The sequence below is a fragment of the Streptomyces sp. NPDC052396 genome, assembly GCF_044593195.1.
In the GTDB taxonomy this organism is placed as follows: Bacteria; Actinomycetota; Actinomycetes; order Streptomycetales; family Streptomycetaceae; genus Streptomyces.
Genome location: NZ_JBIUAW010000021.1, coordinates 20986 through 38938, shown reverse-complemented (window position 1 = coordinate 38938; position 17953 = coordinate 20986). Strand labels below are relative to the sequence as shown.

The following is a 17953-nucleotide window of genomic DNA, read 5'->3' as shown; positions in this document are numbered from 1 at the left end:
TAGCTTGACGTCAGTCACTGACATCGACCTCCTCGGCAGGCCCTGCGACAGCGGTGGCCGCCCCTTGACCACAGGAGTGCTCTTATGCGTGTTTTCGTCACCGGCGCCTCCGGCTTTATCGGTTCCGCCGTCGTCCCCGAACTCATCGGCGCCGGCCACCAAGTCGTCGGTCTGGCGCGTTCGGATGCCTCGGCCGACGCCCTGGCCGCCGCCGGAGCCGAGGTACATCGCGGCTCCCTCGAGGACCTCGACAGCCTGCGGGCCGGCGCCGCCGCGGCGGACGGGGTCATCCACCTCGCGTTCATCCATGACTTCACCCAGTACGAGAACGCGGCACGCACCGATATGCGCGCCATCGAGACGCTCGGTGCCGCGCTCGAGGGCTCCGGCAAGCCCCTGGTCGTCACCAGTGGAACGATTGCGATCGCCGGTGGAGGTGTGGCGACCGAACTGGACACACCCGACCCCGACTCGATCACCTCGCTTCGAGCCCCCAGCGCCCAGGCCACGATCGCGCTGGCCGAGCGCGGCGTCCGCTCGTCCGTGCTGCGGCTGCCCCCGTCGGTGCACGGCGAAGGGGACCGCGCGTTCGTCCCAGCCCTGATCGGCATCGCCCGCGACAAGGGCGTCTCCGGCTACATCGGCGAGGGAACCAACCGCTGGTGCAGCGTGCACCGGCTCGATGCCGCGCGGTTGTACCGGCTGGCTCTGGAGAAGGCTCCCGCCGGATCCATCCTGCATGGCATGGCCGAGGAGGGCATACCAGTCCGGACCCTGGCCGAGGCGATCGGACGGCAACTCGGCCTGCCGGCGGTCTCCGTGTCCGCCGAGGACGCGGTTGACCACTTCGGCTGGCTGGGGACCCTGCTCTCCGCCGACGTTCCCACCTCCAGCGCGCGGACCCGTGAACTGATGGGGTGGCAGCCGGCCCAGCAGGGGCTCATCGCCGATGTCGAGGAGGGCCACTACTTCCGCACCGAGGAGCCCGCCCAGCGGTAGCCGGCTTCGGACGCCTCGCTCCGGGCCAAGTCTCCTTGTTGTACGGGTGGTTGGCCGCTGCCCTGCGCCAACCATGCCCGTACGGCTCGGAGTCGGGCGCCGGCGGAACGATCAGAACGAGACATCGGAGTTGTAGAGGGTGCCGGGGGAGACGCCGAGCAGCTTGGCGATCGAGGTGATGGAGCGGCCGAGGCCGGGCAGCAGGTCGCGGGCGGCCTTGATGACTTCCTCGGTGGCGACGGTGGGGCGTCCGCCGATGCGGCCGCGGGCGCGGGCGGCGGCCAGGCCCTCGTTGGTGCCGATGACGATGAGTTCGCGAATGAACTCCGCGAGGGCGGCGAAGACGTGGAAGACGAGCCGGCCGCCGGGGGTGGTGGTGTCCAGGTTCTCGTGGAGCGAGGTGAAGCCGATGCCGCGGTCGCGGAGTTCGGCGACCATGTTGATGAGGTCCTGGAGGCTGCGGCCGTAGCGGTCGAGCGAGGGGACTACGAGGGTGTCGCCGGTGTCGAGGAAGGCGTGGCACGCCTTCAGCTCGGGGCGGAGGGCGTTCTTGCCGGATTTCTTGTCCGCGAAGATCTTCCGGCACCCGGCGGCGGTGAGTGTGCCGATCTGCCGTTCGAGCTTCTGGCCGCCGGTGGAGACACGGGCGTATCCGATCTTGATTTCGGTGCGGACGAGCGGTTCGGCGACGAGGAGGTCCGGCCCGTCGGCCGGTTCCCCGAGTACTGCTGCGCGCCTTCAGGCCGAGGGAGGTTGGCCATGCGACGGTCGTCGCTGCGGTTGCATTTCGTCAGCGCCGGGCTGTTGTGGACAGCATTCTCGGTACACCGGACGTGGTGGATGGGCAGGTAGCGGCATGGCAGAGGCGGCGGAGGCGGGGGCACGGCGGGTACTTGCTCCGCTGGCATTGGCACAGTTCATCTGCAGCTTCGCCGGCTCGAACATGAACGTGATGATCAACGACATCAGCGAGGACCTGGACACCACTGTGCAGGGTGTACAGATCACGATCACGATCTTCCTGCTGGTGATGGCCTCGCTGATGATCCCGGGCGGCAAGCTGACCGACAAATGGGGACGCAAGCGCTGCCTGCTGGCGGGGCTCGTGGTCTACGGGGTCGGGGCGGTGCTCAGTGCGGCCGCGCCAGGGCTGGGCATGCTGATCCTCGGGAACTCGATTCTGGAGGGTGTGGGTACGGCCCTGCTGATCCCGCCGGTCTACATCCTGACCACCCTGATGTTCACCGACACGGCGTCCCGGGCGCGCGCGTTCGGCGCGATCATGGCGATGGGCGGGGTCGGGGCGGCCGCCGGTCCGCTGATCGGCGGGCTGATCACGAGCGCGATCAGCTGGCGGGCCGCGTTCGTGTTCCAGGCGCTGGTGATCGTGGTGATCGTGGTGCTCAGCCGCAAAATCACCGATCCGCTGCCGCCCGACCCCGCCCGGCCCTTCGACACGGTCGGGGCGCTGCTGTCGGCGGCGGGCCTGGTGCTGCTGGTGACCGGCATCCTGGCCGTCGACAACAACGGCTGGCTGGCGCTGGGCCTGCTGCTGGCCGGTGCGCTGGTGCTGGCCGGCTTCTTCGCCTGGGTGCGCGGCCGCGAGCGCGCCGGCCGGGAGGCGCTGCTGTCGACGGATCTGTTCCGCAACCGCACCTCCAATCTCGGCCTGGTCACCCAGAACACACAGTGGCTGATGCTGATGGGCGTCTCGTTCACCGTCGCCGCCTACCTGCAGGTCGTCCGCGGCTACGACGCGATCGAAACCGGCGTCATCTTCACCGCCGCGACCCTGGGCATCCTCGCTTCCTCGCTGGCCGCCGAGAAACTGGCCCGGCGCCGTGCCCAGCGAACCCTCATCATGGCGGGCTTCGTCGTGACGATCGCCGGCATCGCCGTGTTGTTGGCGCTGGTCGCCTGGAAGCCCGGCGCCTGGGCGTTCGCCCCCGGCCTGTTGCTGATCGGCCTGGGCCTGGGGGTGATGCTCACCCCGTCGGTGAACGTGGTCCAGTCGTGCTTCCCCGAAACGCAGCAGGGCGAGATCTCCGGCCTGTCGCGCAGCATCTCCAATCTCGGCTCCTCGCTCGGCACGGCCGTGGCGGGCACGATCCTGGTGGCAGGACTCAGCAAGGGCGCGTACGCGACGGCGCTGGCGGCGCTCGCGGTCGTCGGCGTAGGCGGGTTGACCGCCGCGGCTCTGCTGCCGCGCGCCGGCCGACCGCCCGCCGCCGAAGCCAGGACGGCGCCACGGCAGTAACCCGCGCCGTGTGCACCGTCAGCCGGCCATGCCCTCGGCGCGGTCGAGCCCTTCGTCCAGGGCGAGGGCAGCATCGATCAGGGCCAAATGGGTGAAGGCTTGAGGGAAGTTGCCCAGCTGCTCACCGGAAGGGCCGATTTCTTCAGCAAACAGGCCGACGTGGTTGGCGTAGGTGAGCATCTTGGAGAAGGCATAGCGGGCCTGGGTGAGGCGTCCCGCCCGGGCGAGTGCCTCCACATACAGGAAGCTGCACAGGTTGAAGGTGCCCTCGGAGCCGCGCAGGCCGTCGGGGGAGGCAGCGGGGTCGTAGCGGTAGACGAGGCTGTCGCTGACCAGTTCTTCGTCCATGGCGTCGAGGGTGGTCAGCCAGTCGGGGTCGGTGGGAGTGAGGAAGCCGACCTTGGGCATCAGGAGCAGGGAGGCGTCGAGGACGTCGGTGTCGTAGTGCTGGACGAACGCCCGGCGTTCTTCGTTCCAGCCGTGTTCGACGATCTGCTGCAGGACGGCGTCGCGTGCGCCGAGCCAGCGGGTGAGGTCGCCGGGGCGGGAGTGGGCGGTGGCCAGTTTGGCGGCGCGGTCGAAGGCGACCCAGGTCATCAGGCGGCTGTAGGTGAAGTTCTGGCGTCCTCCGCGGGTCTCCCAGATGCCCTCGTCGGGCCGGTCCCAGTTCTCTGCGAGCCAGTCGATGACGCGTGCGAAGGCGCGCCAGCCGCCCAGGCCGCCGATGTCCTCGGCCTGGGCGAAGGCGTAGGCGGCCTCACCATAGATGTCGAGCTGGATCTGGTCGGCGGCCGCGTTTCCGGCCCGTACCGGGGCGGAGCGGCAGTAGCCCTCCAGGTGGTCGAGCACCTCCTCGGTCAGGTGTGGTTCGCCGTCGACGCGGTACATGATCTGCAGCGGTTCGCCGGAGGCGGTGCCGCCTGCGTCGAGGCGCTCGCGCAGCCAACGGCGGAAGGCGTTCGCCTCCGCGGTGAAGCCGAGGTCGACCAGGGACCGGACCGACAGGGAGGCGTCGCGGACCCAGGTGTAGCGGTAGTCCCAGTTTCGTTCCCCGCCGATCTGCTCGGGCAGCCCCATGGTCGCTGCGGCGATCAGGGCGCCCGTGGGGGCGTAGGTAAGGAGCTTGAGCGTGATGGCGGAACGGGCGACCCTCTCGTGCCAGCGGCCGCGGTAGCGGGAGCCCCGCAGCCAGTTCAGCCAGAACGCACTGCACTCCTCGAAAGCGTCCCGGACCGCCTCGACGGAGGGTGTGACACCGCCGGGACGCCCACTGAGCGCCTCCGCTGTACCGGTTTCGCTGGTGAGGACGACCGCGGCCCGTTCCCCCGCCTGCAGGGTGAAACGGGCGGAGACGTCGGTGCCGTCCGGATGCAAGGTGATCGGCGCGGTGACCTGCAGGTGCAGGTCCGTGCCGGGACCGCGGAACAGCATCGATCCGTCGTCCAGGCGGGTGAGGTCGTGCGATGCGCGGCCGTAGTCGAAACGTGGCTGGCAGATCAGCTCGAAGGGCATGCTGCCGCGCACCACCCGCACGGCCCGGATCAGCCGGTGTCGTGTCGACGGTGTCGTCGACGGATCGGGAGGCATGAAGTCGACGACCTCCCCGACACCGCTCGATGCCATGAAACGGGTGATGAGGATCGCGGTGTCGGGTAGGTAGAGCTGGCGGACGGTCGCGTCGTCTCCGACATCGGCCGCGAGACGGCAATGGCCTCCGCGGTCGCTGTCGAGCAGCGAGGCGAACACGCTGGGGGCATCGAACCGGGGTGTGCACCACCAGTCCACGGTGCCGTCGGCGGCGATCAGCGCCGCCGTCTGCAGGTCGCCGACGATACCGTGGTCCGCGATCGGGGGGTACTCCTTCACAGCGCCTCCTCGGCTGCGGCAGTGAGGGACGCACAGACTCCTCGCACCAGCGCGATCCCACAGGTGGTCGCGTTGTGTGGGGGACGGCGTTGCCGCCACGGCCAAGCGTCGGCCGTTGTGCCCATCATCGCGACATCGGGAGCCCCCAGCCACTCCTGGCCGCAGCACCTGCCACCGGCCGGGCCGTCGGTTGGCGGAGCGGCCGTGAGGAGCCGGGAATCACCAGCAGGCACTACGGCCGAGCCCCGGGTGAGCACGGCGTCCAGGACACGGACCATGGCCGAAAAGGACGGGCCGACCGCGAGAATCGTGGTGGGAGCCGACGGCTCCGAATCCGCGCGCAAGGCTCTGAGGTGGGCACTGGCCCAGGCACGCAGGCAGAACGCGGCCGTCGAAGCCGTCACCGGCTGGAGCTTCCCGGCAACAAGCAGCTGGATACCCGTTCCCCCGTCGGCGTCCTCGGCCAGGGACAGGCCCGCGAGCACGTCCCCACGCATCGCTTCCCACCGCGGCCCGTCCAGAAGCCTCGCGCGCGGGTCGGCCCACCGGTTGGACGGGGCGGCGAACACATCACGCCGGTTCAGGGCGCGGTGCAGCTGCTCCAGGACGCACACCACGTACGCGTCCCGGTCGACCGAGCCCTGCGGCAGGTTGGTGTTGGAGAAAACCGCGCGCTTCCACATCACCGTGACCAGCTCGGCGTCGACCTCGCGGGGCAGCAGCGGCCGGTCCTTGACCCTGCGTCGAGAGAGCGCGGGCAGGCGGCGCACCGCCTTCACCATGCGCCGCCCGGCCGGGGCGGCATCCAGCGCGTCCGACTCGCCCAGCAGTGACAGGAACGGGCGCACGGTGTTGTAGCGCAGGGCGAGCTTCTCCCGCATCGCGGCTTCGGCGGACCCGTCGTCGTCGGGCTCCAGGGCCTCCACCGTCGCGACCGCCGAGGAGACCGACGTACGCGGCACGGCCTCCCCCAACGCCTCAGCACCGCGAACAGGTCCAAGGCGTCGTCGACCGCCTGCGCCTCCAGCCGGCGCACCACCGGCTCCGTCAGCAGCGCGGTCCGCCGCGGCTCCGGCGGCCGCTCGGGCCTCCGACACCTGCCGGGCCGGCACCACGCCCCGAACCGCCCTCCCATTGCGACGCACCCGCCGAGCCCACCGCCCAGACCTGGCCGACCCCCCGAAGCATTCCTGAACCTGGTAGGGAAATCCCCAGTTCGCCAAGGGGTGTTGGCCGCATTCCCCACCACTCGCCCCCGTCCGTACTCTCCCCGCATGGCACTCTCCACGGGGTCTCTGAGCCCCCTGCGACCCCTGACACCCTTATCCCGCCGTCGTAGCCTGCTGGTCTATCTGGCCCTGGCCAATGCCGGTATGTGGCTGGCCATGTCACCACTCCTGGCCGGCGGCTATCAACGCGGCAGCGCCCGGGAGGGAGCCGGCCCGCTGGAGCAGGCGTGCATCGCGGCCGCGATGTTCGCTCCGGCGCTCGCCGCGATGTGCGCCATCCGGTACGTCGAACGGGGCGGCCGGCTGCGGGACGCCCTCGCCCTGCGGTTGCCCAGGCCCTGGTGGCGCGCCTTGCGGGTATGCCTGCCTGCGGTGGCGGTGCCCGCCGGTCTCACCGGCGCCGCTCTTGTCATCGCCGCCCTGGCCGGCCGGTATCCCTACGACGGGATGCGGGTGAGCGGACTGGGCGGGTGGGCGGCCGGGGCGCTGCTGAACATGCTGGTGTCGGTGCCGCTGTTCTTCGGCGAGGAACTGGGCTGGCAGGGCTATCTGTTCCCACGTCTGCTACGGGAAGGCGGACGGACCGGTACGGTACGGGCGTATCTGCTCACGGGAGCGGCCTTCGCGCTGTGGCACCTGCCCACGCTGCTGATGGGCGGGCAGTATCCCGGGCGCCCCTGGTATGTCTCGGTGCCGGCCATGCTGTTGAGCTGCACGCTGATTCTGCCGGTCTTCACCTGGCTGCGGCTGCGCTCCGGCTCCGTTGTGCCCGCCGTTCTGGGCCATGCCTTTGTGAGCTCGGTGAGTGTGCGGATGGTCAAGGAGTTCGCCGATCCGGACGCCACGCTGGACCCCCTGCACATGGGGCTGGCGGGTTGGCCCGGCTGGATCGCCATGGGCGCGTTCGTCGCCTTCCTGGCGCTCACCGGCCGCCTGAACCCCTCTTCTTCCCGTTACCGGCCGGCCGTTTCGCCCGGGGAAGCCGGCCGCGCCTGAGCCTCCTGGGCGAGGAGCACCCGGCGCAGCAGATCGGAGAGCTGCCGGCGCTCATCGGGTGTCAGGACGCCGAGCAGCCGGTGTTCCTCGCGGCCGACCACGTCCAGCGCCGAGCGCCAGGCCGCCCGGCCGGCTTCGGTAAGCTCGACGTCCACCCGGCGGCGGTCCTCGGTGGAGGGGGTACGGACCACGAACTCCCGCTGTTCCAGGGCCTCCAGACGGCCGGTGACCGAGGCGGGTGCCAGGCCGAGGTCTTCGCGCAATTCGGTGGGCGTGGCGCGGCCGCCTCGGCCGGCCAGCACATGCAGGGTGTCGAACTCGTGCTTCTGCAGGCCGTAGTCGGCGACGCCCTGCTCACGCACCCGGACCAGATGGCGGCTGAGCTTGCTCATGCGGGTGACGGCGCCCTCGATGTCCGGGTCGAGGTGGGGCAGGACCGGCAGCCAGCGCTTGACGTGGTCGTCGATCGAGTCGTGTGGCTCGTCCGGCCGGGGTTCGGGGTGCTTCATATCAGGAGTCTAAAGCCGGGTCGGTCGGCATCGAATATTTCGTTGCCGAAATTTCGGCGCCGAAATACAGTGCTGCGAGTGACCCAACACCCTTTGAAGCTCCCGGACTTCCGGCTGCTCATCGTCGGCCGTACCGTCTCCACCCTCGGCGACGCGGTGGTTCCCGCCGCGCTCGCCATCGCGATCACCCGGGCCACCGGCTCATCCGGGGCACTCGCCCTGGTGCTGGGCTGCGCGATGGTGCCCCGGCTGCTCCTGCTGCCGCTCGGTGGCGTGGTCGGGGACCGCTTCAACCCCCGGGTGGTGGCCTTGGTCACCGATCTGGTCCGGGCCGTCGCACAGCTCCTTGTCGGCGTCGAACTGATCGGCGGGCAGCCACGGCTGGCGCATATCGCCGTGGCCGAGGCGGTCGGCGGCATCGCCTCCGCCTTCGCCATGCCGACCGCCACCCCACTGGTGGCGGCCACCGTCGAGGGGCCGCACCGGATGCGGGCGAACGCACTGCTGGCCTCCGCCGGCAACGCGGCCCGGCTGGGCGGCCCCGCCCTGGCCGGGGTGCTGGTCTACACGGCGGGGGCGGGATGGGCATTCATCCTGGACGGCGCCTCCTTTATGATCAGCGCCGCACTGCTGACCCGGCTCACCGTCCGGCACACCCCGGCCCAACGCCGCCCGCTGCTCGCCGACTTGACCGAGGGCTGGGGCGAGGTGCGCTCCCAGGACTGGTACTGGACCAGCCTGATCGGCCATGCGGTCTGGAACGGCGCCCATGCCGTCCTGCTCACCCTCGGCCCGCTGATCGCCAGCCGGCGGCTGGGCGGGGACGGCGTGTGGATCGCGATGACCCAGGCCGGAGCCGCCGGGGTGCTGGCCGGTTCACTGATCGCCGGCCGGGTGCGGCCCAACCGCCCGGTGCTGCTGGCCAACCTGGGCCTCGCCCTCTACGCGCTGCCCCTGCTCGCCCTCGCCACCGCGGCACCGGCGCCGGTGACCGTCACCGCGTACGCCCTCGCGATGACCGGGCTCGGCTTCCTCAGCCCGGTGTGGCAGACGGTGGTGCAACAGCGCTTTCCCGCCCAGGTGTTGGCGCGGGTCACCTCCTACGACTGGCTGCTCTCACTGGCGGCCGCCCCGCTCGGCTACACGCTGGCGCCGCTGGCTGCCCATGCCTGGGGCAGCGGCGCGCCGCTCCTGGCCACGGCTGCCCTGGTGGCACTCGCCTGCGCGGGCACCGCGGCGGTGCCGGGTGTCCGCCGCCTCGGACCGGGCGAGGAGGCGGCCGGGGCCGCAAACGGCGACCGGTCCGGGCCGCATGCCCAAGTCCGTTCCGGCACTGGTTCGTGCGGGCCGGGCCGGCAGGCGAGTTGACGCGCGCAGGCGCTGGTGCGTCGTGCGCCGCCGCCTCCCTGCCGCGGAGCGATGAGCCGGCGGGCGGCCACGCCAACTTCCCACCCGATGATGCCGGGTGCGGCAGCAGACGGACCGGACGGCGACCGCCACCGCCGGCTCGCCACTTGACTGGACGGCCAGTCCGGCCCCCAGTCCGGCAGCGGGACCGGCGAGGCGTCAACCGGCCCACTCCCACACCTTCGCGCCGGCCGGCGTCCGGCTGAACGCGGTGGGCCCCTGCCGGACCACTCACCACACGGACGACCGGTACGGCGCCACACGGGGCATAGTCAGCATGACGTTTCCGCCCCTCCGCCCCATCGTGAGAGGACATCGCGCCATGGAACTGGGTCTTCACATCCCCATCTTCGATATCGACGGCGGGACCACCGCCATCGCCGGTGAGCTGGCCCGGGTGGGTACCGCCGCCGAGGAGGCCGGGGCGAGCTGGCTGTCCTTTATGGACCACTACTTCCAGATCGAGCCGATCGGCCTTCCGGCGGAGGCCGCCATGCTGGAGGGCTACACCACGCTCGGCTATCTGGCCGCCCACACCTCCAGGATCGACCTCGGTCTCCTGGTCACCGGCGTGACCTACCGGCACCCGGGCCTGCTCGCCAAGATCGTCACCACCCTCGACGTACTGTCCGGCGGCCGGGCGGTGCTGGGCATCGGCGCCGCGTGGTACGAACGCGAGCACCAGGGACTCGGCGTGCCCTTCCCGCCGCTCGCCGAACGGTTCGAACTGCTGGAAGAATCCCTGCGCATCTGTGGGCAGATGTGGGACCCGGACAACAACGGTCCGTTCCAGGGCAAGCACTATCAACTGGCCGAGACGCTCTGCTCACCACAGCCAATCAGCCGGCCCAAAATCCTCATCGGCGGCGGCGGGGAGCGCAAGACGCTGCGGCTGGTGGCACGGTACGGCGACGCGTGCAATCTGTTCGCCTCCTCGCCCGAAGAGGTCAGTCATAAGCTCGATGTCCTGCGACGGCATTGCGACGATGCCGGCCGGAACTACGACGAGATCCGCAAGACAATCACCGTCGGCGATCCACGGCCGGGGCCGGAAACGCGCGATGAGTTTGTGCGGCGGATGGCCGGCTACGCCGAGCTCGGTGTGCACACCGCCATCGTCACCCCGACCACCGGCTCCCCGGCCGCCTGGATCGACGGCATGGCGCCGGCCGTCGCCCAACTCGCCGAGCTGGGCTGAGCCCAGCCGCTACGGCGAGAAACTCTGTCGTCGGCCAACTCCCCGCATTCATCGGGGGAATGAAAAATGAGGGCCGTTTCACCAAGAAACGGCCCTCATTGTCCAGTGGAGCTAAGGAGAATTGAACTCCTGACCTCCTGCATGCCATGCAGGCGCTCTACCAACTGAGCTATAGCCCCAAGTGTTTTGTGCCGATTTCCCGGCGACAGGCAAAAGATTACCCGATCAGCCCGCCCTTGCCCAAATCCAATCCCGGGGCCCCCGCGTACCGCATTGCGGCGGGGGCCACCGGAACCAGGTCGATGAAGGATCACGGTGACATCAGGGGCATATCGACCGGCCCTGCATCGCGCCTTCCACCGCCGCCATATACGCCCCGGCCACCTCGGTCACGGGCGTGCCGTCCACCGCGTCGGCACCCATGCCCTCCAGGGTCTCCTTGATCCAGCCGGGACCGATGACATTGATGCGCAGTCCTCGCGGCAGTTCACCGGCCGCATTGCGGACGAAGCCTTCCAGTCCGGCATTGATCAGCGCCCCCGGGGACCCGCCTCTCATGGGTGCGGAGAAGGTGCTCCGGTCAAGGCGATGGAGCCCCCGTCCCGCAGGTGGTGCACGGCCCGCCGGGCCAGTGCGACCTGCCCCGGCAACTTGCCCCGCAGACCGGCGGATATCTCGTCGTCCACCACCTCGTGCCGCGCCTCCAGCGCCCCGGCGACGGCGCTGCCGATCGTTCCCGTCGCCCCGACGCCAAGCACCTTCATGCCGTCGATCATGGCAGCGGCCGGGCGCATGCACCCGCGCGATTCGGCCGGTCTCCGCCGCCGCTCCAGGCCGTGCGGCAGAGCCGCATAAAACAGCCGCACCGCGGCCCCCGGCACTGCTGCATTCCGGCACAAGGCCCTCAATCCCCAGCGCACCTCCGACAACTGACACCCAATCGTCGGTAAAGTCCGATTAGTGACCCCATGGACGTATCCATCCGGGGCGCTCACCGCAGCCGGCCTCCTCCTCGGCGAACCCGACTGGGGCGCGAAACCTGGCACGCCAGGACCAGCCGCACCCGTGGCCGGGCTCTCCGACCGGAAGCCCGGCCACGTGGGCACCCGCCCACCCGGAAGAACGGCACGATCATGGGCCGTCACGCACAGGAGAAGAGCAGTCGTGCCCTCCTCACCAGGGCCGGCCTCGACTGGCTCCTCCGGCTGACCACCGCCGTCGCCGCGGCGGTCGCCGGAGCAGTCGCCAAGTGGTGGCTGGAGATGAGGCACACGCTGTGACCCCCGCCGGGTGATAGCCGGCGGGGACAACACAGCAAGGCTGTTCCTCACAGGAAGCCCGTCGCCATGCCCATGGCGGCGGGCTTCGCCCATGCCACCGAGCGATGGCACAACACCGGCAACGATAACCACGACCTCCGGCCCCCGCGAGGCAGTGACACCACTCCGGACCGGTCCGGCCGGGCGCCGGTCCCGCCAGGCCCGACGGAGTCGGCGGCGCCCTGCCGGGTGGTGCGGTTTCAGCCGAGGCGGCGGATGGGTGAGCCCGCCAGGAATGCCTGGATGTTCTCGATGGCCTGGCCGTAGTACGTCTCGTAGTTGCTGCGGGCGACATAGCCGAGGTGGGGCGTCGCCAGCAGTCGCGGGGCGGTGCACATCTGAAGCCAGGGGATGTGAAACCGGCGAGCCCAAAGGGGCCATGGATGACCTTGCTCGATGAGTGATGAGCGCGGCTGGGTGCCGTAGGCCCTCTGGACGGCTCTTGTGCGTCCGCTTGTGCCGCTCACATCCCGGTCGCGGCGGTGGTCGTTTGGCCGGCCGGGGACTGGCCGGCAGGGGATGCCTTCCTTGGGAGGCGACGCCAAGCAGGCTCGGCCGGGCGAAGCGGCAGGGCGCGCCGCCGGTTCCTTTGAACTGGGCGGCTGCGCCGACCCGATCTGCCGCGGCGTGCACTGAACGCCCGGCGTGAGCTTCGGTCGGCCAGGCGCGTTGGAGAATGCGACACGCGCACCCTCCGGCCGCGCCGCAACTCGTGTGGTGACGGCGCTTTGATCCCCACCCGGCGACAGAGGCCGTCGTCGTCAGCCTGCCGTCATCCTTGAATAGTGACCGCGCAGGTGAGGGGCCCATAGCCGGAGGAGTTCTGCGGGGCGGGAGTTTCCTGGCGCCTGGGTCGCCGTGGGAGGCGGACGTGGATGGTCTTGCCCCGACCAGGGCCGGGGGCGATGGTCACCTTGCTGGTGAGGCGGCGGACCATGGGCCAGCCGAACCCGCCGGCGCCACCGTTGAGGTCGGGGGCACGTTCCCGCGGGGGTGCGGGATTGAGGTCGCTGACGGCGGCGTTCACCGCCTCGGCGGTGAAGGTGAGCTCGAGGGTGTATCGGCCGCCGCCGTGGCGCAGGGCGTTGGTGGTGAGTTCGGAGACCACGAGAGCGAGGGTTTCTGCTGTCCCGGCCGCTGCTGCCGGGTCCAGCCCCTCGACGAAGGCGCGGGCGACGTCACGGGCGTGAGCGATACCGGCGGGGCTGTCGCCTTCCACGACCACAGGGACCCTGGGGGCGTGCGGGTGTGTCGTCTCGGTGTCGGTCATGTGCTGTCACCTCGCCCTGCGGTTGTGCCTCCAGGCTCAGCGTGTGCCCGACTGGCGGGGGTTCAACCCGGGACAGCACTCTTCCGGGTGTATTGGGGGCAGAACTCCACGCGTGGACTTGCAAGAAAATCTATCGTGGCGACAGTAGACAATGACCCGTCACGGGGTTACTGTTTCGCTGTATCTCGGAAGTCGTTGAGGTACGGCAGACACGAACTGCCGTGCGTACAGGTCAAGCAGGACGCGGCCCTCAGGGGTCGCGGGCAGTACCCGCGGTATCCAGCAGTACAACCGAGTAACCGAAGGTAAGGAGCAGAGCGCCATCAGGATCGCCCGGGCGCGGAAGAAGTCCGCCCGGGTACCGCAGGCCCCGGATTGGAAGGTGGTCCCCGGTCACGCATCGCGATCCCCGCAGCCCCGCCCTCCCAGGCGGAACCTGCGGACAAAGAAGGCCGGCACGGGTTGCCGGTAGATGGTGTTGAAAGCTCGGGGCCCGGGCGCCAGTACTGGCGCCCGGGCCCCCCGACGCGCCCCCTGGAAGAAGAGGTCTATGCCCCCTGGCAGTTCCCGTCCCGTCGACAATCTCGATGACGACGACTACCCCGCCTACACGATGGGCCGGGCCGCCGAGATGCTCGGCACCACCCCCGCCTTCCTCCGCACCCTGGGCGAACACCGCCTGATCACCCCGCTGCGCTCCGAAGGCGGGCACCGCCGCTATTCCCGCTACCAGTTGCGCATCGCCGCCCGTGCCCGCGAACTCGTCGACCAGGGCACTCCCGTCGAGGCCGCCTGCCGCATCGTCATCCTCGAAGACCAGCTCGAAGAAGCCCGGCGTATCAACGAGCATCTGCGCGCCCAGAGCGGCGAGTCACAGCCGAAGACCACGGCCTGATCACAACGCCGGTCGGCAGGCGGGCAACGCCGGCCGCCGGCGAGGGAAGCCGACCGGCATCAAGGCTTCGAGGCGCGCCTTCAGGCCGCCTGGGTGAGTTCGGCGCGGCCGAACAACAACGCTTAGCCGGTGGGGAGTTGGCGCTCGACGTCGATGTCGATCGCCTCCGGACTGACGCCCGGCAGGTCGAAGGCCACCACGTACTCGTCACCCTCGCGGTAGGCGTCCATCGCGCACCCAGCTGGGGCAGACGGTGTTGGCGCGCAGCTCCTGCGCGCCGTAGTCAACGGCGAGGGAGCGGCATAGCTGGAGCAGTGCCGCCTCGGCCAGGGCCTCGACCTCGCCGGGGTCACCGGTGTCGGCGGGGTGTGCGAGAGCCCCGGCCTCCTCGGCGATTCGGTGCAGCGGCTCGGGCCGCCGTCCGGAGACGACCACATGGTGGCCGGCCTACCGCAACAGCCGGGCGGTGGCGGCGCCGATGCCGGTGCCGCCACCGGTGACAATGACAACCCGCTGATCCGTCACGATCGTTCGGCCTCCAGGAGCAGTCGCGGACAACAGCCTGGCGAACATAGTTGATCAACTGGCGGTCAACGAGAGGTGGTTGAACCCGGGTCCGACCCGGGCCCGCTCAGTGGCCGGCCGGTCCGTTCCAGTCGACCAGCTGGACGATGACCCCGTTGGGGTCACGGACCTGGAAGGAGCGCTCGCCCCACTCATCGGCCGTCAGCGGCATGGTGATCGTGACGCCCTCGGCGCGCAGCCGGGCCAGCTCGCCTTCGAGGTCGTCGACGACAAAGGCCAGGATCAGGCCGGCCGCGTGCACCTCCCGCTGGTCGGCCGGCAGAACCGTCAGCCCCCTTCGCAGGAAGACGACATTGAGGCCGATGTCATCGCGGGTCAGGGACGCAAAGCCATCGGCCGCCATCTCCTCGCGGAACCCGAAGTGCTCCCTGAGGAAGGCGCTGGAGGCGGGGACATCGTCGACATTGAGCGAGACAGCACTAGAGGTGACCTTCATGGGAGTTCCTCCGGGAGCACGTTGGAGCAGACCATCATTTTCTCTGTACGCCGTACATTGTACACAGTACGGAGATTAAATGCGAGAGGATGATCCCGTGCCAACCGAACGAACCAGCGCGGGCGACCCGGCCCGCACCCTGCAACTGCTGTGGCGTGACTCCACTCCCGACCGCCGCCGGGGACCGCGACGCGGGCTGAGCATCGACGCGGTCGTCGAGGCGGCCACCGCCATCGCCGACTCCGAGGGCCTGGACGCGGTGACCATGCGCCGGGTCGCGCAGGAACTCGGCGTGGTGCCGATGACGCTGTACACCTATGTCCCCGGCAAGGCCGAGCTGCTGGACCTCATGCTCGACGCCGCCTACGCCCGGATGCCCCGCACGGACACCGCCGGGCAGCCCTGGCGGCAACGCGTCACCGCCATCGCCGGGGAGAACCGGGATCTCTTCGAACGCCACCCCTGGGCGGCGGCCGTCTCCACCGCCCGGCCTCCGCTGGGGCCGGGGCAGATGGCGAAGTACGAGCACGAACTGTCCACGCTCGACGGCCTCGGCCTCAGCGATGTTGAGATGGACGACTGCCTGACTTATCTGCTCACCTTTGTGCAGACCTGTGCCCGCGCCGCCGCCGAGGCCCGCGCCGCCCAGCACGACAGCGCCGTCAATGACGAGCAGTGGTGGGCGGCGAACGCCCCGCTTCTCGCCAGGGTGCTGGACGAGAACACCTACCCCACCGCCGTCCGGGTCGGCGCGGCGGCGGGTGCCGCACACGGCAGCGCCTACCACCCCCAACACGCCTACGCCTTCGGCCTGCAACGCGCCCTCGATGCCTTCGCCACGCTCATCGGCCGGCACGGGGACCCGGACACCACCGCCAATGGCCCGGCGGACACGGGAAGTTGACGCGACACCACCTCACTCTTGCCGCGCCCGGCGCGCAGGGAAACGGCGCCTGGCGGACACCAGGCGCCGACTGTATGAACCCAGGCCCTCCCAGGCCCACCGTCACGTACTCAGCAGGCGGTTGAAGAACGACCGATAGCGCCGCAGGGCCTTGCGCAGTTCCTCGGTGTCCACCTGCTCGCCCTGGCTCCACTGGCCTTCCAGGTCGTGTTTGTGCTGCGCAAAGGTCGATGCCAGGGTCTGTATGACGTCGGCGACCAGTGAGTCGGCGGCGTGCACGGCGTTACGCGGGTCGTCCACAAAGGTGCTCTGGATCTCCTGCCAGCGCTTGTGGAATCCCTCCTCATCCTCCGGGGACAGCAGGCTCGGCATCTCCTCCTCTTCCGTAGTGCCGGTTTCGCGTTCCCGGGTCTCGCCCCGCTCCTCGAATCCTTCGAACCCTTCGGTGGCCTCGCCGGGGTAGGCCGGGGGCTGCGCCTCCGCCTCTTCCCCGGCCCCTGCCGACCGCTCCTCGGCAGCCTGGGCGAGGTCATCGGTGGAAAGGCCGCTCTCCTGGCGGTCCGGTAGGTCGTTGTCGCTTCGCATGGCTTCCTCCGCCCCGGCCGCCCCACGGGCTCCGGCCGGGGTTCAGCGGATGATTCAGGCGTGGGCGTGCTTGGCCCGCCCGCCATTGGACAGCAGCTCGTCGAAGAGGGCGCGGTAGTGGACCATGGCGCCCCGCAGCTGCTCGGTGGTGGCCTTGCGTCCGGTACTGAGCGTTTCCACCTCATGAGCGGCGCGATAGTGCTCAAGGGTGCGGCCGTGCTCGACGGACAGATCCTTGAGCTGCTGCTCGAACCCCTCGGTGGGATATCCGCGCTCATGCATCAGCGAGGTCACCAGACGATCCGCATCGTGGACGGCTACCTCCGGCTGGTCCACGAACTCTTCCTGCACACCGGTCCACTCCCGGGCGTACCGGTCCCGGGAGCTGCTGGGCAGCGGTTTGATGTCCAGCGAGTCATGGCGCTTCTCGCGAGCCCTGAGCTCACGCTCGCCGGCCCGCCGGCCACCGGCCTCGTCAACGGTCCGCTCGTACTCCGGGCCGAAGCGCTCACGCAGACGACGGCGCCGGGTCACCAGCGCGGCCGCCACCAGGGCCAGGGCCACCACCGCCACTATGGGGATGATGATCGCTAGAAGTGTCCCTGTGGACATGGGACGACCCCCTCAATAAGGCGAGGTATCACCATTCTATGCGCATGACCGGCGGTTCGGAAAAATAGGACGCTTCGCATGAGAATGCATCCGCTTGCCCGGTCCAGGGCGTCAGCCCCGCAGCCGGTCCGCCAGGGCCAACAGCAGGTAGAGATTGGGAACTTCGGGGACGTCGACACCACCCAGGAGGCTGCGCCCCCGGGTGTCGCGGAACCGCACCAGGGCGTTGGAGACGCTGACTTCACCGATCTCCGCCCACCGTGCGGTCTTGCCCTTGAAGGACACACTGTTCCGGTCGACGGAGACCCGGCCGAACGCCAGCGTCTCGCCCCTTTCCAGCCGTTCGAGCGCCGGCGCCCCCTGGGTGCGCAGCACACCCTTCTGGATCTCCGGGCCCCAGGAACTCTCCAGCAGGATCCAGGGGCCGCGCGTATGCGAGGTCACGCCCGCGGCCTTGAGCTTGCTGTCGAACACCCCATGGATGCCGCGCCCGACCGTCAGCGCGGCGCCGCCCGGGCCGATCAGGGTGTACGCGGCGTCCCTGACCGCGCCGTTGAGCGTGCTCAGGTTCTGCAGGACGCTGACCGACTCCCAGCGGTACACCCATTCACCGCTCTCGGGGTCGGTGACGATCAGCCCCTCCTCGTACAGATGGAGCCGGGCATCCCCCCAGGTCTTCCGGAAGCGGCCCTTCCTATTCGCCGCCGTCAGCCGCCAGCTGCCCAGCCGCTCCCGCTCCGCGACTGCCATCGTCTGGGCGTCAGGCCCGGGTATCTGCTCGTCCATGAATGCCCCCCATGACCGGACGCCGGTTTCGTTGATCAACCTAGCCCATGCGGTCCGGGCCCGGCACCGGCATGCGGCGCGCCCCAAGGGTGCCGCAGTG

The 17953-nt window shown here is 69.9% G+C and carries 18 protein-coding genes, 1 tRNA gene and 5 pseudogenes; 9 read left to right on the top strand and 15 right to left on the bottom strand.

Annotation, left to right across the window (positions count from 1 at the left end; translation table 11 throughout):
- Positions 1-84 precede the first annotated feature (84 nt).
- A complete protein-coding gene (locus tag ACIHFE_RS32380) occupies positions 85-999 on the top strand; it encodes an SDR family oxidoreductase (RefSeq protein ID WP_400112344.1) in 915 nt (304 codons plus the stop codon).
- Between the two features lie 111 nt (positions 1000-1110).
- Here the strand turns inward: ACIHFE_RS32380 and ACIHFE_RS32375 are convergent, their stop codons facing one another.
- On the bottom strand, positions 1111-1656 hold the full coding sequence (locus tag ACIHFE_RS32375; RefSeq protein WP_400112388.1) for a recombinase family protein: 546 nt from the start codon (positions 1654-1656) through the stop codon (positions 1111-1113).
- Positions 1657-1855: 199 nt separating this feature from the next.
- On the opposite strand from ACIHFE_RS32375, the gene ACIHFE_RS32370 reads away from it, so the two are divergent.
- Positions 1856-3256, top strand: coding sequence for an MFS transporter (locus ACIHFE_RS32370; RefSeq protein ID WP_400112342.1), 1401 nt, complete (start codon positions 1856-1858; stop codon positions 3254-3256).
- A gap of 18 nt (positions 3257-3274) precedes the next feature.
- Here ACIHFE_RS32370 and ACIHFE_RS32365 read toward each other — a convergent pair whose 3' ends face one another.
- Positions 3275-5122, bottom strand: coding sequence for a glycoside hydrolase family 15 protein (locus ACIHFE_RS32365; protein WP_400112340.1), 1848 nt, complete (start codon positions 5120-5122; stop codon positions 3275-3277).
- Positions 5123-5398: 276 nt separating this feature from the next.
- Here ACIHFE_RS32365 and ACIHFE_RS32360 point away from each other — a divergent pair.
- Positions 5399-5521, top strand: a pseudogene (locus tag ACIHFE_RS32360) (universal stress protein); the annotation flags it as partial.
- Positions 5522-5586: 65 nt separating this feature from the next.
- Here the strand turns inward: ACIHFE_RS32360 and ACIHFE_RS32355 are convergent.
- Positions 5587-6206 (bottom strand): annotated as a pseudogene (locus ACIHFE_RS32355) (Tn3 family transposase); the annotation flags it as partial.
- Positions 6207-6396: 190 nt separating this feature from the next.
- On the opposite strand from ACIHFE_RS32355, the gene ACIHFE_RS32350 reads away from it, so the two are divergent.
- Positions 6397-7347 carry a CPBP family intramembrane glutamic endopeptidase gene (locus ACIHFE_RS32350; RefSeq protein ID WP_400112338.1) on the top strand — a complete coding sequence of 317 codons (951 nt, stop codon included), beginning with the start codon at positions 6397-6399 and terminating at the stop codon, positions 7345-7347.
- Here the strand turns inward: ACIHFE_RS32350 and ACIHFE_RS32345 are convergent.
- Positions 7305-7856 carry a MarR family winged helix-turn-helix transcriptional regulator gene (locus tag ACIHFE_RS32345; protein ID WP_400112336.1) on the bottom strand — a complete coding sequence of 184 codons (552 nt, stop codon included), beginning with the start codon at positions 7854-7856 and terminating at the stop codon, positions 7305-7307. The genes ACIHFE_RS32350 and ACIHFE_RS32345 overlap by 43 nt on opposite strands.
- Positions 7857-7934: 78 nt before the next feature.
- Between ACIHFE_RS32345 and ACIHFE_RS32340 the strand changes: the two genes are divergently transcribed.
- On the top strand, positions 7935-9224 hold the full coding sequence (locus tag ACIHFE_RS32340) for an MFS transporter (RefSeq protein WP_400112334.1): 1290 nt from the start codon (positions 7935-7937) through the stop codon (positions 9222-9224).
- Between the two features lie 361 nt (positions 9225-9585).
- A complete protein-coding gene (locus ACIHFE_RS32335; RefSeq protein WP_400112332.1) occupies positions 9586-10461 on the top strand; it encodes an LLM class F420-dependent oxidoreductase in 876 nt (291 codons plus the stop codon).
- 106 nt (positions 10462-10567) lie between these two features.
- Here ACIHFE_RS32335 and ACIHFE_RS32330 read toward each other — a convergent pair.
- The 3 genes from ACIHFE_RS32330 to ACIHFE_RS32320 all read right to left on the bottom strand — a co-directional run bounded on the left by ACIHFE_RS32330 (position 10568) and on the right by ACIHFE_RS32320 (position 11225).
- Positions 10568-10640, bottom strand: a tRNA-Ala gene (locus tag ACIHFE_RS32330).
- 142 nt (positions 10641-10782) lie between these two features.
- Positions 10783-11019 carry a hypothetical protein gene (locus tag ACIHFE_RS32325; protein ID WP_400112330.1) on the bottom strand — a complete coding sequence of 79 codons (237 nt, stop codon included), beginning with the start codon at positions 11017-11019 and terminating at the stop codon, positions 10783-10785.
- Positions 11016-11225, bottom strand: a complete 210-nt coding sequence (locus tag ACIHFE_RS32320) for a hypothetical protein (protein WP_400112328.1) — start codon at positions 11223-11225, stop codon at positions 11016-11018. Before ACIHFE_RS32320 ends, ACIHFE_RS32325 begins: the two co-directional genes overlap by 4 nt.
- Before the next feature lie 369 nt (positions 11226-11594).
- Between ACIHFE_RS32320 and ACIHFE_RS32315 the strand changes: the two genes are divergently transcribed.
- Positions 11595-11741 (top strand): hypothetical protein, encoded by a 147-nt coding sequence (locus ACIHFE_RS32315; RefSeq protein WP_400112326.1) that lies wholly within the window; start codon positions 11595-11597, stop codon positions 11739-11741.
- 239 nt (positions 11742-11980) lie between these two features.
- Here the strand turns inward: ACIHFE_RS32315 and ACIHFE_RS32310 are convergent.
- Both ACIHFE_RS32310 and ACIHFE_RS32305 read right to left on the bottom strand, forming a co-directional pair.
- A pseudogene (locus ACIHFE_RS32310) lies at positions 11981-12118 on the bottom strand (D-2-hydroxyacid dehydrogenase family protein); the annotation flags it as partial.
- Between the two features lie 434 nt (positions 12119-12552).
- On the bottom strand, positions 12553-13050 hold the full coding sequence (locus tag ACIHFE_RS32305) for an ATP-binding protein (protein WP_400112324.1): 498 nt from the start codon (positions 13048-13050) through the stop codon (positions 12553-12555).
- Positions 13051-13600: 550 nt separating this feature from the next.
- Here ACIHFE_RS32305 and ACIHFE_RS32300 point away from each other — a divergent pair.
- The gene (locus ACIHFE_RS32300) at positions 13601-13945 is read left to right on the top strand and encodes a MerR family transcriptional regulator (RefSeq protein WP_400112322.1); all 345 of its coding nucleotides are present in this window, start codon (positions 13601-13603) and stop codon (positions 13943-13945) included.
- A gap of 128 nt (positions 13946-14073) precedes the next feature.
- On the opposite strand, the pseudogene ACIHFE_RS32295 reads toward ACIHFE_RS32300, so the two are convergent.
- The 3 genes and pseudogenes from ACIHFE_RS32295 to ACIHFE_RS32285 all read right to left on the bottom strand — a co-directional run.
- Positions 14074-14232 (bottom strand): annotated as a pseudogene (locus ACIHFE_RS32295) (Hsp20/alpha crystallin family protein); the annotation flags it as partial.
- A pseudogene (locus tag ACIHFE_RS32290) lies at positions 14177-14470 on the bottom strand (SDR family NAD(P)-dependent oxidoreductase); the annotation flags it as partial. The pseudogenes ACIHFE_RS32295 and ACIHFE_RS32290, both read right to left, overlap by 56 nt.
- A gap of 106 nt (positions 14471-14576) precedes the next feature.
- The gene (locus tag ACIHFE_RS32285) at positions 14577-14966 is read right to left on the bottom strand and encodes a VOC family protein (RefSeq protein ID WP_400112320.1); all 390 of its coding nucleotides are present in this window, start codon (positions 14964-14966) and stop codon (positions 14577-14579) included.
- Positions 14967-15063: 97 nt separating this feature from the next.
- Between ACIHFE_RS32285 and ACIHFE_RS32280 the strand changes: the two genes are divergently transcribed.
- On the top strand, positions 15064-15870 hold the full coding sequence (locus ACIHFE_RS32280; protein WP_400112318.1) for a TetR/AcrR family transcriptional regulator: 807 nt from the start codon (positions 15064-15066) through the stop codon (positions 15868-15870).
- Positions 15871-15972: 102 nt separating this feature from the next.
- Here ACIHFE_RS32280 and ACIHFE_RS32275 read toward each other — a convergent pair whose 3' ends face one another.
- The 3 genes from ACIHFE_RS32275 to ACIHFE_RS32265 all read right to left on the bottom strand — a co-directional run bounded on the left by ACIHFE_RS32275 (position 15973) and on the right by ACIHFE_RS32265 (position 17853).
- A complete protein-coding gene (locus ACIHFE_RS32275; protein ID WP_400112316.1) occupies positions 15973-16455 on the bottom strand; it encodes a hypothetical protein in 483 nt (160 codons plus the stop codon).
- A gap of 54 nt (positions 16456-16509) precedes the next feature.
- Positions 16510-17067: a hypothetical protein gene (locus tag ACIHFE_RS32270; protein WP_400112314.1), complete on the bottom strand. Its 558-nt coding sequence runs from the start codon at positions 17065-17067 to the stop codon at positions 16510-16512.
- A 111-nt stretch (positions 17068-17178) separates the two neighbouring features.
- On the bottom strand, positions 17179-17853 hold the full coding sequence (locus tag ACIHFE_RS32265; RefSeq protein ID WP_400112312.1) for a DUF6585 family protein: 675 nt from the start codon (positions 17851-17853) through the stop codon (positions 17179-17181).
- Positions 17854-17953: the final 100 nt, after the last annotated feature.